The sequence below is a fragment of the Yoonia vestfoldensis SKA53 genome (assembly GCF_000152785.1).
Taxonomy (GTDB): Bacteria; Pseudomonadota; Alphaproteobacteria; order Rhodobacterales; family Rhodobacteraceae; genus Yoonia; species Yoonia vestfoldensis_A.
This window is the reverse complement of sequence record NZ_CH672414.1, coordinates 2,003,926-2,020,224: the sequence shown is the minus strand read 5'-3', so window position 1 is coordinate 2,020,224 and position 16,299 is coordinate 2,003,926. Positions and strand designations below refer to the sequence as shown.

Below are 16,299 nucleotides of genomic sequence, written 5' to 3'. Positions count from 1 at the left end.
GTCCGTGATGTATCAAGGAAGCTGTCTTTGCGGGTCCGTTACATTTACCGCCCGTGGTGCCGCGCGCGACCCGGCGGCCTGTCATTGCAGCCAGTGCCGCAAGCAATCGGGTCATTTCTGGGCCGCGATGCAGGTTCCGGATGCCGATCTCAGCGTCACGGGCGAGGTGCGCTGGTACGCCGCGACCCCGGCCGCACGGCGCGGCTTTTGCCCGACCTGCGGGTCGTTCCTGTTCTGGAAGGGGCATGATGATCCCGATACCGGCATTGCATTGGGCGCGCTGGATGGGCCGACGGGACTAACACTGGCGCGGCATATCTTCGTCGCGGATAAGGGCGACTATTACGAAATCCACGGCGGTGTCCCGCAAGAGGAGCAAGAGACATGAACGATTTTCCCACGTCGGCCCGCGTGGTCATCATCGGTGGTGGCGTGGTGGGGGTTTCGACACTCTATCATCTGGCCAAGAAAGGCTGGACCGATTGTGTCTTGCTGGAAAAGAACGAATTGACCGCCGGGTCCACATGGCATGCGGCGGGCAATTGCCCGTCCTTCAGCACGTCTTGGGCGGTGATGAACATGCAGCGTTATTCACTATCGCTTTATAAACGGCTGGCGGCCGAGGTCGATTATCCGATAAACTATCACGTCACCGGATCAATCCGGCTGGCGCATTCCAAGGAGCGGATGCAGGAATTCGCCCGCGCCCGCGCGATGGGGAATTATCAGGGGCTGAACCTTGCGCTGATGACGCCCGAGGAGGCGCAGGCGGCCTATCCGTTCCTGGAAACGCATGATCTTGCGGGGGCGTTATATGATCCCGACGATGGTGATATTGATCCCGCGCAACTGACGCAGGCGCTGGCCAAGGGCGCGCGGCAGATGGGCGCGCGCATTGAACGGTTCTGTCCTGCAACAGGTGTGACGCAGACGCCGGGTGGCTGGATCGTGCATACCGACAAGGGCGATATCGCCTGCGAAAAGGTAGTGAATGCCGCGGGCTATTACGCGCAGCGTGTCGGCGAATGGTTCAAGCCTTACGGCGGGCGCACCGTGCCGATGGTGACCATGTCGCACCAGTACTTCCTGACCGATGAAATCCCCGCGCTGGCAGAATGGACCGCCGCCAATGGCCGCAAAGTGCCGCTGCTGCGGGATGTGGACAGCAGCTATTACCTGCGCCAAGACAAGAACGGGCTGAACCTTGGCCCTTACGAGCGCAATTGTCGTGCGCATTGGGTCACGCCTGACGACCCGCAGCCCGACGATTTCAGTTTCCAGCTTTACCCCGACGATCTGGACCGGCTGGAATGGTATATCGAAGACGCGATGGCCCGCGTCCCGATCCTTGGCACCGCAGGGGTGGGGCGTGTCATCAACGGCCCGATCCCCTATGCTCCCGATGGTCTGCCGCTGCTTGGCCCGATGCCGGGCGTCAAGAACGCCTATGAGGCTTGCGTGTTCACCTTTGGCATCACCCAGGGCGGTGGCGCGGGCAAGGTGGCGGCGGAATGGATCGTGGATGGCCAGCCTGAATGGGACATGTGGTCCTGCGATCCGCGCCGCTATACCGATTACACGGGGCAGGAGTATTGCCACGCCAAGGCGGTCGAGACCTATGGCCATGAATATGCGATGCATTTTCCCTATCATGCCTGGCCAGCTGGCCGCGACCAGCGACTGTCGCCGTTACATGACCGGATCAAGGCGCTGGGCGGCGTGATGGGGGCCTATAACGGTTGGGAACGCGCCAATTGGTTCGCCAAATCCGGCGATGATCTGTCCGAGGCGGCGACCCAGACATGGGGCCGCGCGGGCCCTTGGCAGCCGCGCATCGCCGCGGAATGTGCCGCCGTGCGCGATCACGCCGGTGTCATCGCGATTTCCGGTTTCACCCGTCTGGCGGTGACGGGTCCGGGCGCGCGGGCGCATGTGGACCGCCTGACCGCATCCACCCTGCCCAAACCGGGGCGCGTGGGGCTTGCGTATTTCCCCGATGATCGGGGCCGTATCCTGACGGAAATGTCGGTGATCCCGCAAAGCGATGATGACATCTGGCTGATCACCGCATCGGTGGCGCAGTGGCATGACCGCGATGTCCTGCTGCGCGACTTGCCCGATGGGGTCCGCGTGCAGGATCGCAGCGACCAATACGAATGCCTGCTGGTCACCGGGCCAAAGGCGCGCGATATTCTGGCACCGCTGACCGATGCCGACCTGACCCTGCCGTGGCTGTCGTTCCAGGACGCGCAGGTTTGCGGCAAACCTTGCCACCTGCTGCGCGTATCCTTCGCGGGCGAGCTGGGTTGGGAAGTGCATTGCGCCAATGCCGATGCGCCCGCGATATATGATGCGATCCTTGGTGGTGGGGCTGTGCCTTTTGGCATGTTCGCGCTGAATGCCTTGCGGATCGAAAAAGGCTATCGCGCGTGGAAAGGCGACCTGAGCACTGATTATTCCTTGCTCGAAGGCGGGCTGGACCGGTTCATCAATTTCGACAAACCCGATTTTGTTGGCAAACCAGCCTTGCTGGCGGAAAAACAGCGCGGCGTGGCGAAACGTTTTGTCACGCTGGTGCTGGATGATGCGGACGCATATGACGCGCCATATATGGCGACGATTTCGCATGATGGTGCTGTCGTGGGCGAAACCACGTCAGGCGCCTTTGGCTACCGCGTGGGCAAATCTATCGCGCTGGGGATGCTGCGCGCTGATCTGGCGGTGGCAGGCACCAAGGTTGCGATTGATATCTATGGCACCCAAGTCAGCGCCACAGTGCAACCAGATGCGCCGTTGTGGGACCCTGCAAATGCTAGGATCAGGGCGTGATATTGAAAGTTTGGAACAGGTAACAAAAATGACGAAAATCACCCTTCTTGATGGCGGTATGGGCCAGGAACTGATCCGCCGGTCGGGCGAGGCTCCAACCCCGCTTTGGTCTACGCAGGTCATGATCGACCATCCGGGCATGGTGGCGGCGGTCCATGCCGATTACCGCGCTGCCGGGGCTACGGTGCATACCACCAACACCTATGCCATCCACCGCGACAGGCTGGAAGGCACCGGGCTCGAGGATCGCTTTGCCGATCTGACCGCCGCCGCTTCGACCGAGGCGCAGGGCAGTGGACGCATCGCGGGGTCCATCGGGCCGCTGATCGCCAGCTACCGCCCCGATATCCACCCCGCCCATGATATCGCCGTGCCAGCCTATGCCGAGGTGGCAGCGCTGATCGCGCCGCGCGTTGATCTGTTTTTGTGCGAAACCGTCGCTTCCGTCGCCCATGCCCGTGCGGTGCTGGCCGCGACCCTGCCTTTGGGCAAACCGGTCTGGTTGTCGGTAACCTTGGATGACGAGGATGGCAGCCGCCTGCGCTCAGGCGAGCCTGTGGCCGATGTGCTTGAGGCGGCGCAGGGCGCAAGCGCGCTGCTAGCGAACTGTTCCGCGCCAGAGGCGATGGCCGCTGCCATGGCCGCATTTGCCAAAGGCAATCTGCCGTTCGGGGCCTATGCCAACGGGTTCACCCAAATCACCAAGGATTTCCTGAAAAGCAAGCCTACGGTGGATGCGCTGTCTGCGCGCCGTGATCTGGGGCCGGATGCCTATGCCCATTTCGCGCTGGGCTGGATCGACCAAGGGCCACCATCGTCGGTGGCTGCTGCGAGGTCGGCCCCGCCCATATCGCGCGGCTGGCGCAGCAATTGTTGACGCCGGACATGAGGTGATTTGATGCTGCCCAAACATGCGCGCGTGGTGATTATCGGTGGTGGCGTCATCGGCTGTTCGGTCGCGTATCATCTGACCAAACTGGGCTGGCAGGATGTCGTCCTGCTGGAACGCAAGCAACTGACATCCGGCACCACATGGCACGCCGCCGGCCTGATCGGACAATTGCGCGCAACGGCCAACATGACGCGGCTCGCCAATTACAGCCAGCAGCTTTATGGCGGGCTGGAGGCGGAGACGGGGATCGCCACGGGGTTCCGGCGCGTGGGGTCGATCACTGTGGCGCTGACGGACGAGCGGCGCGAGGAGCTTTTCCGCTCGGCCGGAATGGCGCGTGCCTTTGGGGTGGAGATCGAGGAGATTTCACCAACGGAGGTCAAGAACCGCTATCATCATCTGAACATCGACGGCGTCACCGCGGGCGTCTTTTTGCCCAAGGACGGGCAGGGCGATCCGGCCAATATTGCGCTGGCACTGGCCAAGGACGCGCGGATGCGTGGGGCAATTGTGGCCGAACACACCAAGGTGACGGCGATCAACCGCACGGGGCGGCGGGTCACATCAGTGGATTGGGCCAGCGGCGACGATGTCGGCCAGATCACCTGCGATATGGTGGTGAATTGCGCGGGGATGTGGGGCCATCAGGTCGGCCGCATGGCGGGCGTCAACGTGCCGCTGCATGCCTGCGAACATTTCTATATCGTGTCCGAACCGATCCCCGGCCTGACCCAGATGCCCGTGCTGCGCGTGCCCGATGAATGCGCCTATTACAAGGAAGACGCGGGCAAGATTATGCTGGGTGCGTTCGAGCCAAACGCCAAGCCTTGGGGCATGGCGGGCATTTCCGAAGATTTCGAATTCGACCAGCTGCCCGAGGATTTCGACCATTTCGAGCCGATCCTTGAACAGGCCGTAAACCGGATGCCGATGCTGGCCAGCGCCGGTATTCATACCTTTTTCAACGGCCCCGAAAGCTTTACACCAGATGACGCCTATCATCTTGGGCTTGCGCCAGAGATGGACAATGTCTGGGTTGCCGCCGGTTTCAATTCCATCGGTATCCAATCAGCAGGGGGCGCGGGAATGGCGCTGTCGCAATGGATGGATGCGGGCGAAAAACCCTTTGATCTGGGCGATGTCGATATATCGCGGATGCAGCCGTTTCAGGGCAATAAAACCTATCTGTTTGAGAGGTCCAAGGAAACGCTGGGCCTGCTTTATGCCGATCATTTCCCTTACCGTCAAAAAGCCACCGCGCGTGGCATCAGGCGGACGCCGTTCCACCGGCATTTGCTGGATCAGGGCGCTGTCATGGGCGAACTGGCAGGCTGGGAAAGGGCAAACTGGTTTGCGGTGCCGGGTCAGGACCCGGCCTACGCCTATTCTTGGCAGCGGCAGAATTTCTTTGGTAATGTCGGGGCAGAACTGGCGGCTGTGCGCGGTAATGTCGGCATGTATGACATGTCGTCCTTTGGCAAGATCAGGGTCGAAGGGCGCGATGCCTGCGCCTTTTTGAACCATATCTGCGGCGCGCAGATGGATGTTGCTGTCGGGCGCATTGTGTATACCCAGTTTCTGAACGCCAAGGCGGGGATCGAGGCGGATGTCACCGTGACCCGCCTGTCGGAAACCGCCTATCTGGTCGTGACTCCTGCCGCGACGCGGCTGGCCGACCAGACATGGATGCAGCGCAATCTGGGCGATTACACCGCCGTCATCACCGATGTGACAGCGGGTGAAGGCGTGCTGGCCGTCATGGGGCCGCACAGTCGTGCGTTGCTGCAAAAGGTGTCGCCAAACGATTTTTCCAACGATCACAATCCGTTTGGCACCGCACAAGAGATCGAAATCGGCATGGCGCTGGCCCGTGTGCATCGCGTGTCCTATGTCGGTGAGCTTGGCTGGGAGGTTTACATCAGCGCAGACATGGCCGGCCATGTGTTCGAGGTGCTGCACGCCGCAGGCCAGGACATGGGGCTCAAGCTGTGCGGGATGCATATGATGGATGCCGCACGGATGGAAAAGGGTTTCCGCCATTTCGGCCATGACATTACCTGCGAGGATCATGTGCTGGAGGCGGGCCTTGGCTTTGCGGTCAAGACCGACAAGCCTGTGTTCATCGGGCGCGACGCGGTGCTGCGCAAGCGTGATGCAGGGCTGGCGCGGCGGTTATTGCAGTTCAAGCTGACCGATCCCGCGCCGCTGCTCTATCACAACGAACCTGTGCTGCGTGACGGGCGGGTCGTCGGGCATCTGACCTCTGGCGGCTATGGCCATCATGTCGGCGCGGCCTTGGGCATGGGCTATGTGCCTTGCGCGGGCGAAAGCGTGGATGACCTGCTGGCCAGCCGGTACGAGATCGACGTAATGGGGGTCAGGGTCGTAGCAGAGGCGCAGTTGAAACCGTTCTACGATCCCGCAGGGGCGCGGGTGAAGATGTGACATCACCCGCAGCGGCCTGCCTTAGTGCAGCACGAAACCGCTGGGCCAGCGAAGGGTGGTTTCCATCACGACCTCTTGTTTGGCACCCGCAGGCACGCTCAGGTCCCATTCTACGATCCCGCGCGCGCCGTCGGGGTCGCGGCGCGTGGCCTCTGGCGCCGCAGTCAGGCTGATTTGCAGATCGTCCTGTTCGGAATAGGGCACGGCATCGCGCAGCAGCACCTCCCAATCCTGTCCTGTCAGGTTTTCTACCGTCAGGACCGTGCGTTCGACCAGTTGATTGGACGACGAAAACACGCCCCTGTCACCTTCGGACCTGTCCGGCGTGATCCGCGTAAGGCGCAGCCCGTCCTGCGGCCCGAAGCCCACGTCAAGATCGGCCCCCGCCGCTAGCAGAGGCAGGTGGCTGAACCCGATCATTGTACCGTCCGCATGCAGCATCGCGCGGCCGGGCAGCAGGATTTCATCGGTGGTGTTGGTAAATTCAGCCATGCGATAGGCATTGGCATCTGTCATCGGTGTCGCCTCGGCCCAGACATCGGCGTCAAAGGTCAGCTGATCAAGAGGCAGGCGCAAATCCTCGACCCCGTTGCGGATATCAATGCGGTTTGGATAGACATAAAGCACCGCCGCACCGCTGAAATCGGCCTGTGCGGTGATGGGGGTCGCGTCCATCATCGGGCTGGCCATGACGGCGCTGTTGCGTTGCAGGGGCATTGGTTCATCGGCCATGCCGGTTGCTTCGCGCGTCAGCGCGTCTTCTGCGATGATGCGGCGCAGCTCTGCCCAGGCACCACCGGGTGCGATCTGGTCACCGGGGCGCGCGGTGGACAGGATCAGCTGCACGTCCAGCCAATCCTGACCGGTGGCCTGACTGATGACGACGGCGCGGTCGATGTCCAGACGCGGATCATCGCCGGTGGTCAGGCGCAGGTCATAAACTGGCGACCAAGTAGCAAAGCTTTCGGTTGTGTTGATTTCCAGCGTGACCTCGCCCGCCTCGGCGGCATCCAGCGTAAAGGAAAGTACAGAACCTTGCTCCTCGGGGGCCAGCAGCGCGGCCAAGGCGCGGCGGGCATTGTCCAGCGCATCGACATCATTTTTGCGCGCGCGGGTGGCAGCCTGCGCCTCTTGTTCGGCGGCAAAGGCAGCGGTGCGCAGCGCCAGCGTTTCCGACCCGACCATCTGTGCGAGGGCCTGAATGTTGGCAATCGTGCTCAGCGTTTCGCCTGCGCTGGCCTGACCAAGGCTTTGCAGAAAGGCGATCTGGTCCTCTGCGGCCTGCGCGCGCAAGCGGATCGTAGCAATGGCTGCATCGCTTTCGCGCAACACGTCTTCCAGACGCTCGACCTGCGTACGGGCAGCCAGAATGGCGGGGCTGTACTGGTCGGGCGTCACCGGCAGACGGTCAAAGGCACGGCTGACTGCCCCAAGCCGGACCTGCCCTGGTGCAGAAATGCGCAGCCCGTCAGCAGACAGGCCCTGCGGCAGGTCAGGGACAGTGATGTCATGCTGACCTGCGGGCAGATCGAGCGTCACCAGCCGCGTGACGGTCGCAAGGCCGGGAAAGATCGTGACGGTATCGACGCGCGCCTGTCCGGTGATCGTGTCGGCAAAGGCAGGGGCGGCAAGGGCGAGCAAGCTGGTGGTCACAAAAAGACGAATCATCACAAAACTCCAAGGTGTCTACGCCAGAAATATCCTGAAAGACGCCGTGTCGCATGCCCCGAAATCAACCATCGGCAGAATTCGCCGCATAAAAAAGGCGCTGAAACAGCGCCTTTTTCGTTCAGCTATGACCGACAATCAGCCTTTTTTCAGACACTCGCGTCCCAGGACTTCGGCGATTTGCACGGCGTTCAGGGCTGCTCCCTTGCGCAGGTTGTCGGACACGCACCATAGGTTCAGACCGTTGTCGATCGTGCTGTCCTGCCGGATGCGGCTGATGAATGTCGCGTAATCACCGACGCATTCGATCGGTGTGACGTAGCCGCCGTCCTCGCGCTTGTCGATCACCATGATACCGGGGCTTTCGCGCAGGATGTCGCGGGCTTCGTGTTCGTCGAGGAAATCCTCGAATTCGATATTGATCGATTCCGAATGGCCGACGAACACAGGCACGCGCACGCAGGTCGCGGTGACTTTGATCTTGGTATCAAGGATCTTTTTGGTCTCGGCGACCATTTTCCATTCTTCCTTGGTCGAACCATCGTCAAGAAACACGTCGATATGCGGGATCACGTTGAACGCGATCTGCTTGGTGAATTTCTTGGGTGGCTTGCTGTCGGTGGGGTTGTAGATGCTCTTGGTCTGGTCCCAAAGCTCATCAATCCCTTCCTTGCCGGCGCCGGACACCGATTGATAGGTGCTGACGACAACCCGCTTGATGCGCGCGCGGTCATGCAGGGGCTTGAGCGCGACAACCATCTGGGCGGTCGAGCAATTGGGGTTGGCGATGATGTTTTTCTTGGAATAGCCGTGGATCGCCTGCGCGTTCACTTCTGGCACGATCAGCGGCACATCAGGATCATAGCGGTAAAGCGAGGAATTATCGATCACGACGCAGCCGGCCTTGGCGGCCTTGGGCGCATAGGTCTTGGTCGCCTCGGACCCCACGGCGAACAGCGCGATGTCCCAGCCAGTGAAATCGAAGGTGTCCAGATCCTTGGTCTTCAGGGTGGTATCGCCAAAGCTGACTTCGCTACCCAGCGACCGGCGGCTGGCAAGTGCGACGATTTCATCCACCGGAAAGGTCCGTTCATGGAGGATGTTCAGCATTTCGCGGCCCACGTTGCCCGTGGCGCCGACAATAGCGATTCGATAGCCCATTTGGCTGGCTCCTTGTTTGCAAGTGCTGCCTCTTACCGCGTCAGTTCCCTAAGGAAAAGGGCCGTCGCAAAGTGTAAATCAAACTGGACAGGGGGGCATGGCAGGGTAAGGTCGCGGCATGACAATCAACACGCCCGATTTCGCCCAACCGGCCCCGCGTGGGCTTTGCACCGATTGCGGTGTGTCGCGGATGGCGGATGCCAGCGCCTGTGGCAAGGCCTGCCAGTTCATCAAACCCGATTACCCCGCGATGGAGGCCCGCGTGCATGGCCGCGCTGCTGGCATGCAGGGGGATGAGCCGTTCTTTGGCGTTACGGGGGCTATGTATCGCGCGGCTTTGCAGCCTGCACGCCAAGGCGCGCAATGGACCGGCCTGACGACGCGGCTGGCCGAACGGCTGTTGGAAACCGGCGCTGTCGATGCAGTACTGACGATGGTGGCTGATCCTGCCGACCGCTGGCGCCCGCGCCCTGCGATCATCACCGATGCCGCTGATATGGCCGAGGCGCGGGGGATGCGCATGGGCTATGCCCCGTTGCTGGCCTTGCTGGAACCGGCGCGCGCGGCCGGGCATCGGCGGATTGCCGTGATCGGGATTCCTTGCCAGATCTACGCCTTGCGCGCGCTCGAGGCGCAATTGGGGTTTGAGCGGATCTATGTCATCGGCACGCCCTGTTCTGACAATACCACGACCGAGAATTTCCACGGCTTTCTGGCCCGACTGACCGATGCGCCCGATACCGTGACCTATCTGGAATTCCGCGCGGATTATCATGTCGAATTGCGATTTGCCGATGGCAGTGAGCGCCTGATCCCGTTCCTGAAACTACCGATCGCCGATCTGCCGCGCGATTTCTTTCCCACGACCTGCCGGACCTGCGTGGATTACACCAACCGGCTGGCCGATATCACCGTGGGCTATATGGCGGGCGAAGGGGAACAATGGCTGATCGTGCGTAACGTGCGCGGGCAGGAAATGCTGGACGGCTTGGGTGCAGAGGTTACGCTGGCCGCACCCGGATCACGCGGCAAGCGGGCGGGGGCGGTCAAAGGCTTTGTCGAAAATACGCGGCTGGCGGCGGGGGGCTTGCCGCTGCGCCGGATGCCCGATTTCATGCGTGGGATCATGGGCTGGCTGATGCCCAAGATCGGGCCGCGCGGGCTGGAATTCGCCCGCGCGCGGCTCGAGATGAAGGCAGCTGAAACCATCCTGCATCTGCGCCGCGAAGAGCCGGCCAAGATCAAGAATATGGTTCCAGCCCATGTCTGGAACCTTGCGGCACCTTACGGGCTGACGCCCGAGGCAGGCGAGGTATCCGCGCGTCCCAAGGACGATGACCATCAGCAGTGAATACAGCGCGATACCGCCACCGATCAGGTCGGGCCAAGTGTTGCTCGTCAGGTGGTTTGGCTGTCGCAATGATAGGGCGAAATGCCGCTGCATCAAAATTGTCTAGACTGGTAAGGCGGTCGTCTGGCGCACATTGCGCAGTGCAAAGGAGGATTGCATCTGCGCGACACCGGGCAAGGTTGCAAGATGTTTGCGGTGGATACGGGCGAAATCCTCGGTATCGCCGGCCACGACCTTGAGCAGGTAATCCGCCGTGCCCGCCATCAGGTGACATTCCAGCACGTCGGGCACTTTCGCCACGGCTTTTTCGAACGCGTCCAGCACCTCGTCTGCCTGACCACTCAGCGTGATTTCAACGAAAACGGTTGTTGGCCGCCCCATTTTGCGCGGGTCCAGCAAGGCGACATATTCGCGGATATAGCCGTCCTTTTCCAGCCGCTGCACCCTGCGGTGACAGGCCGAAGGCGACAGGTTCGCGACCTCTGACAGGTCCGCGTTGGAAATGCGCCCCGATTTCTGCAAAACAGCGAGGATTCGGCGGTCGATGCTATCGAGGTCCATAGCCTGCAAGATCCTTTCACAAAGTGGTTATAATACGCACGATCCTAGCGTAAATCATGCTATCAACCAACATAAATCCCCAGAAATTGCAACGGCACGCATGCAGGGTGAACCCATCACGCGGGAGGTTCGCAATGCTGATTGGCTGTCCAAAAGAAATCAAACCACAGGAATTTCGGGTCGGGGTTACTCCCGATGCCGCGCAAGAGGCTGTAGCACACGGCCACAAGGTCATGATCGAAACCGGCGCAGGCATCGGCGCGGGTTTCAGCGACGATGATTACAGCGCCGCCGGTGCGCAGATCGCGGGGACGGCGGCAGAGATATTCGCCAGCGCCGACATGATCGTGAAGGTCAAGGAGCCGCAACCGGTCGAGCGCAAAATGCTGCGCGCTGGCCAGATTCTGTTCACCTATCTGCATCTGGCACCCGACCCCGACCAGACGCGCGACCTGATGGCGTCGGGTGCGACCTGCATTGCCTATGAAACCGTCACAGATGATCGCGGCGGTCTGCCGTTGCTCGCCCCCATGTCAGAGGTCGCGGGCAGGCTTGCACCGCAGGTGGGCGCATGGACGCTGCAAAAGGCCAATGGCGGGCGCGGTGTGCTGATGGGCGGTGTGCCGGGTGTCGGCCCTGCTCAGGTCGTTGTGATCGGCGGCGGTGTCGTGGGCACCCACGCCGCGCGGATCGCGGCAGGAATGGGGGCGGATGTGACCGTGCTGGACCGGTCGCTGCCGCGCTTGCGCTATCTGGATGATACGTTCGGCGGTCAGTTCAAGACCAGCTATGCCAGCAAGGCCAACACGATCGCGCTGGCCCGCGCGGCGGATATGATCATCGGCGCGGTGCTGATCCCCGGCGCCGCAGCACCCAAGCTGATTTCACGCGCGCAACTGGCCGAGCTGAAACAGGGTGCCGTGCTGGTCGATGTTGCGATTGATCAGGGCGGCTGTTTCGAGACATCCCGCGCCACGACGCATCAGGACCCGATCTATGACGTGGACGGGATCATGCATTATTGCGTGGCGAACATGCCGGGGGCGGTGGCGCGCACATCGACCATCGCGCTGGGCAATGCGACAATGCCCTTCATGCTGGCGCTGGCTGACAAGGGCTGGCGGCAGGCCTGCGAGGATGATCCGCATCTGCTGGCAGGGCTGAACGTGCATGCGGGGCGGCTGACCTATTATGCCGTTGGCAAGGCGCTGGGCATCGACGTGCTGTCGCCTGCCCTGGCGCTGAAGGCGTAACACAAAAGGCCCGCTGCAAGGCGGGCCTGTCGTAGCTTAGGGCCGTTTGGCCAGCGCGTCACGGATTTCGATCAGGATATCCAGCTCCGACGGGCCGGTATGGACCTCTGGCGCGATGTCATCGGGTTTGTCTGCGATGGATTTGACGCGGTTGACCGCCTTGACCAGCATGAACACCACGAAAGCGATGATCAGGAAATTGATCGTTGCGGTAATGAAATTGCCATACATGAATTGCGCGTCACCCAGGCCAAAGCTGAGACCGCTAAAGTCGATCCCGCCGATGATCAGCCCAATCAGCGGTTGGATCAGGTCATTGACAAGACTGCTGACGATGGCGGTAAAAGCTGCGCCGATGATGATCCCGACGGCGAGGTCCATCACGCTGCCCTTGGCGATGAAGTCCTTGAATTCGTTTAACATGATTTGTTCCTCTGGCTGAATCGTTCTGCACATTACAGCGTCAGATTGTAGCAACCCCGCATGATAAAGCCATCGGTTTTCTTTTAGCGCAAACCGGTGTTCACCCCGGCACGCGCCCAATTTATCCCTGCCGATCCGGCAAGCTGCCGTGCAGCACATAGGTGAGCACATCCACCACCTGCTGCGGTGTTTCCACCACGGCGAGTGCTGCGGCATCCACCTCTTTGAGCGCATGTTGATGATCCGGCCCATGCATCACGATCAGCGATTTGCCCATCGCCGCCGCATAGCCCGCGTCAAAGGCTGCGTTCCATTGTTTGTATTGATCACCGAAGCGGACCACGACGATATCGGCGGTCTCGATCCCGTGCCTTGTGCGGATAGCGTTAAGCTTCGCACCTTTATGGTCGTGCCAGAACTTTTGCGCCTCTGCGCCCATGATCGCGACGCCGCAATCATCTGATGCCGCATGATCCGTGACCGGCCCGGAAAAGACCACATCCAGATCAGCAGCCCCCGCAATAATCTGGTCGCGCCAGTCGGTGTGGATTTCGCCGGAAAGGTAAATATGCAACGTCATTGGCAGTGTCTCCTGTGTTTGGCGACATCCTAACGCCTTAACCCCCGCTGGCCACCCCCGGTTTGCGCGCCACGATATAGCGTGCAGGGATTGCGAAATCGCCGCTTTCGACAATCTCGAACCCGGCGGCACATATTGCACCTTCCAATTCCTGCACAGTGAATTTGCGCAGGAATGGCGCTTTGCCCAGCATCTGCACAAGCGGGATCACCGCGCCTATCAGGGTCCATTTCAAGCTGCGCCCTTTCAGCGCAGCGGTCTTGGATATGAAATATCCTCCCGGCGTGAGCAGATCAAAGATCTGCGCCATGCGTCGTTCCATATCAGGTACAAGGTGAAAGAAAGAATGTGCAAGCACCACGTCAAACGGCCCAGTTTCCGGCAATTCCCCCGCCACATCAAACCGCAGATCAGCAGCCTTGACTGGCAGCTTGCCCCGCGCGATGCGGATCATTTCGGGCGATACATCCGTGGCCAGATAGCTGGCGACATCCGGGGCCAACAGCACGGCCGTTGACCCAGTTCCACAGGCGATTTCCAGCACATGATCGGTCGGGCGCAGATAACCACGGGTCCGGCCCAGTGTGTACTGGTATGCGGCAGGATTGCCGATGGCGGAAGCTGCGTATTTTTCTGCCGCGCGGTCCCAGAAAATGGCTGAATCTATCATCGTATTCTCCCTCAATTGGCATTTTACGCCGATTGCCTGTCAGACAGATGACAAGTTTAACCGCGCAGAATGCCGCCCGTCGCCTTTGTCACCTTATCCACGATTTTTGCGCTGACCGCTTCGATATCGGCATCCTTCAGCGTCGTGGTCGTAGGTTGCAGGCGCACCGTGACGGCAAGAGATTTCTTCCCCTCGCCCAGATTGCCGCCAATGAATTGGTCAAAGACCCGCACATCGGTGATCAGCGCCTTGTCGGCACCCAACGCGGCATTGACCAGCGTCAGTGCCTCGACATCTGCACCCACGACAAAAGCAAAATCACGCTCGACCGCTTGCAGGTCGGTCGCCACCAGCGCGGGCCGTGTGTTGGTCTTGGACTTGGGCACCGGCACTTCGTCGGGCCAGATCGTAAAGCCGACGGCGGGGCCTTTGATATCCATCTCGCGCAGGACCTTTGGGTGTAGTTCGCCAAAGACGGCCAGAACCTTTTTCGGGCCAAGGCAGATCATGCCGTGCCGCCCGGGGTGCCACCAATCAGCCGCACCGCGCAGGATTTGCACCTTGGCGGGGGCACCAATGGCGGCCAGCACTGATTCCGCATCGGCCTTGGCGTCGTACAGATCGACCGCGCGCGACGTGCCATGCACGTCCTTGCTGGCGGTCTTGCCGATCAGCACACCGGTGATCAGGTTGTGCTGTTCGCCCGGCTCGCCACCGTGAAAACCGGCACCGACCTCGAACAGGGCCATATCCATGAAACCGCGCGCCTGATTGCGGGCCGCGGCCCGCAGCAAACCGGGCAACAAGTTCGGGCGCATATGCGACAATTCGCTGGAAATCGGGTTCTCCAGCATCGTCGCATCATCACCGCCGCCAAAAAGTGTCGCGGCCTGCGCATCGACAAAGCTATAGGTGACACATTCATTATAGCCCAACGCCGCCATGGTTCGGCGCGCAGATTGCTGGCGCTGCTGGCCTGCGGTCAGGATCGGTTTTGGCACACCGGCATCCATGCGCGGCATCGGCTTGCCTTGCAATTTGGTCAGGGACGCGATGCGCGCGACCTCTTCGACCAGATCGGCGTCGCCCTGTACATCGGGGCGCCATGACGGCACATGCGCCATATCGCCTTCGAGCCGGAATCCGAGGGCAGTCAGCGTCTGGCGCTGGGTGCTTTCGGGGATATCCATGCCGACAAGGCTGATCAGGCGCTGCGCATCCAGACGGTAAGCCCGCGATGTGTCCGGCACGGCGCCTGCGATGATCAGTTCGGACGCCTCGCCGCCCGCATGATCGACGATCATCCGCACGGCATGTTCCAGACCTTCGGGGGTGAAGGCGGGGTCGATGCCGCGCTCGAACCGGTAGCGGGCGTCGGAATTGATTTTCAGCGCACGGCCGGTATAGGCGATCTGGATCGGGTCCCAATAGGCGCTTTCAACAAAGACATTGACCGTCTCGTCGGTGCAACCGGTCGCATCACCGCCCATGATTCCGGCAATGCTTGCCACGCCGTGGTCATCGGAAATCGCGATCTGACCTGCCTGCAGGGTGTAGGTCTTGTCATCCAGCGCAAGGATCGTCTCGCCACCCTTGGCGCGGTGGACGCGCAGATCGCCCTGCACTTTGTCGGCATCGAACACATGCAAAGGCCGGTTCAGATCATAGGTGAACCAGTTGGTCACATCGACAAGAAAGCTGATCGGACGCAGGCCAATGGCGCGCAGCTGCGTTTGCAGCCACGCAGGGCTAGGGCCGTTCTTGACGCCACGGATCAAGCGGCCACAGAACACGGGGCATCCGTCGTGGGTATCATCATCAATCGACACGCTCAGATCAGCGGTGAAAGAGGCAGGCACCGGATCGATCGTGAGGGGTTTCAGCGTGCCAAGCCCGCGCGCGGCCAGATCGCGTGCGATGCCGTACACACCCAGCGCATCGGGGCGGTTCGGGGTGATCGCGATTTCGATCACGGGATCGACCTTTTCAGGCTGGTTTTGCGCCAGCCAGTCGGTAAAGGTCTGGCCGACCGTGCCTGATGGCAGCTCGATAATGCCGTCATGTTCTTCGGACAGTTCCATCTCGCGTTCGGAACACATCATGCCATGGCTTTCGATGCCCCGGATCTTGCCCACGCCGATGGTCGTGTCGATGCCGGGGACATAGGTGCCAGGGCTGGCGATCACGACGGTGATGCCCGCGCGCGCATTGGGTGCGCCACAAATGATCTGGGTCAACCCGTCCTTGGTCTGGACCTGACAGACGCGCAATTTGTCGGCGTCGGGATGCTTTTCCGCACTTTCGACATAGCCGATGGTGAAATCCGCCAGACGTTCGGCGGGGTTTTCCACGCCTTCGACCTCAAGCCCGAGATCGGTCAGGGTTTCGGCGATCAGATCCACCGAAGCATCGGTTTCAAGGTGGTGTTTCAGCCAGGAAAGCGTGAATTTCATCTGTTCATCCAAG

12 protein-coding genes and 1 pseudogene are annotated in these 16,299 nt (G+C 61.0%); 6 read left to right on the top strand and 7 right to left on the bottom strand.

The genetic code is table 11. The annotated features are described in order from the left end of the window. Positions 1–7: 7 nt before the first annotated feature. The 4 genes and pseudogenes from SKA53_RS09815 (at position 8) to SKA53_RS09800 (ending at position 6,166) form a co-directional block, all read left to right on the top strand. Entirely contained in the window at positions 8–388 is a 381-nt protein-coding gene (locus SKA53_RS09815; protein WP_040482907.1) for a GFA family protein, read from the top strand. Beyond that, on the top strand, positions 385–2,829 hold the full coding sequence (locus SKA53_RS09810; RefSeq protein WP_007205984.1) for a GcvT family protein: 2,445 nt from the start codon (positions 385–387) through the stop codon (positions 2,827–2,829). The genes SKA53_RS09815 and SKA53_RS09810 overlap by 4 nt, the downstream gene beginning before the upstream one ends. A gap of 28 nt (positions 2,830–2,857) precedes the next feature. Beyond that, positions 2,858–3,728 (top strand): annotated as a pseudogene (locus SKA53_RS09805) (homocysteine S-methyltransferase family protein). Then, on the top strand, positions 3,728–6,166 hold the full coding sequence (locus tag SKA53_RS09800) for a GcvT family protein (RefSeq protein WP_007205982.1): 2,439 nt from the start codon (positions 3,728–3,730) through the stop codon (positions 6,164–6,166). The pseudogene SKA53_RS09805 and the gene SKA53_RS09800 overlap by 1 nt, the downstream one beginning before the upstream one ends. Before the next feature lie 21 nt (positions 6,167–6,187). Here SKA53_RS09800 and SKA53_RS09795 read toward each other — a convergent pair whose 3' ends face one another. Then, complete coding sequence (locus SKA53_RS09795) at positions 6,188–7,834, bottom strand: DUF4139 domain-containing protein (protein ID WP_007205981.1); 1,647 nt, start codon at positions 7,832–7,834, stop codon at positions 6,188–6,190. Between the two features lie 138 nt (positions 7,835–7,972). Beyond that, on the bottom strand, positions 7,973–8,995 hold the full coding sequence (locus SKA53_RS09790) for an aspartate-semialdehyde dehydrogenase (RefSeq protein WP_007205980.1): 1,023 nt from the start codon (positions 8,993–8,995) through the stop codon (positions 7,973–7,975). Positions 8,996–9,113: 118 nt separating this feature from the next. Here SKA53_RS09790 and SKA53_RS09785 point away from each other — a divergent pair, with 118 nt between their 5' ends. Beyond that, on the top strand, positions 9,114–10,346 hold the full coding sequence (locus tag SKA53_RS09785) for a Coenzyme F420 hydrogenase/dehydrogenase, beta subunit C-terminal domain (RefSeq protein WP_007205979.1): 1,233 nt from the start codon (positions 9,114–9,116) through the stop codon (positions 10,344–10,346). A 102-nt stretch (positions 10,347–10,448) separates the two neighbouring features. Here the strand turns inward: SKA53_RS09785 and SKA53_RS09780 are convergent, their stop codons facing one another. Further along, the gene (locus SKA53_RS09780; RefSeq protein ID WP_007205978.1) at positions 10,449–10,907 is read right to left on the bottom strand and encodes an Lrp/AsnC family transcriptional regulator; all 459 of its coding nucleotides are present in this window, start codon (positions 10,905–10,907) and stop codon (positions 10,449–10,451) included. Between the two features lie 134 nt (positions 10,908–11,041). Here SKA53_RS09780 and ald point away from each other — a divergent pair, with 134 nt between their 5' ends. After that, positions 11,042–12,160, top strand: a complete 1,119-nt coding sequence (ald, locus tag SKA53_RS09775) for an alanine dehydrogenase (protein WP_007205977.1) — start codon at positions 11,042–11,044, stop codon at positions 12,158–12,160. A 36-nt stretch (positions 12,161–12,196) separates the two neighbouring features. Here ald and mscL read toward each other — a convergent pair whose 3' ends face one another. The 4 genes from mscL to pheT form a co-directional block, all read right to left on the bottom strand. Further along, positions 12,197–12,583 carry a large conductance mechanosensitive channel protein MscL gene (gene mscL / locus SKA53_RS09770; RefSeq protein ID WP_040482906.1) on the bottom strand — a complete coding sequence of 129 codons (387 nt, stop codon included), beginning with the start codon at positions 12,581–12,583 and terminating at the stop codon, positions 12,197–12,199. 121 nt (positions 12,584–12,704) lie between these two features. Beyond that, positions 12,705–13,163, bottom strand: coding sequence for a YtoQ family protein (locus SKA53_RS09765; protein ID WP_007205975.1), 459 nt, complete (start codon positions 13,161–13,163; stop codon positions 12,705–12,707). 37 nt (positions 13,164–13,200) lie between these two features. After that, complete coding sequence (locus SKA53_RS09760) at positions 13,201–13,833, bottom strand: class I SAM-dependent methyltransferase (RefSeq protein WP_007205974.1); 633 nt, start codon at positions 13,831–13,833, stop codon at positions 13,201–13,203. 56 nt (positions 13,834–13,889) lie between these two features. Further along, complete coding sequence (gene pheT / locus SKA53_RS09755) at positions 13,890–16,286, bottom strand: phenylalanine--tRNA ligase subunit beta (protein ID WP_007205973.1); 2,397 nt, start codon at positions 16,284–16,286, stop codon at positions 13,890–13,892. Positions 16,287–16,299: the final 13 nt, after the last annotated feature.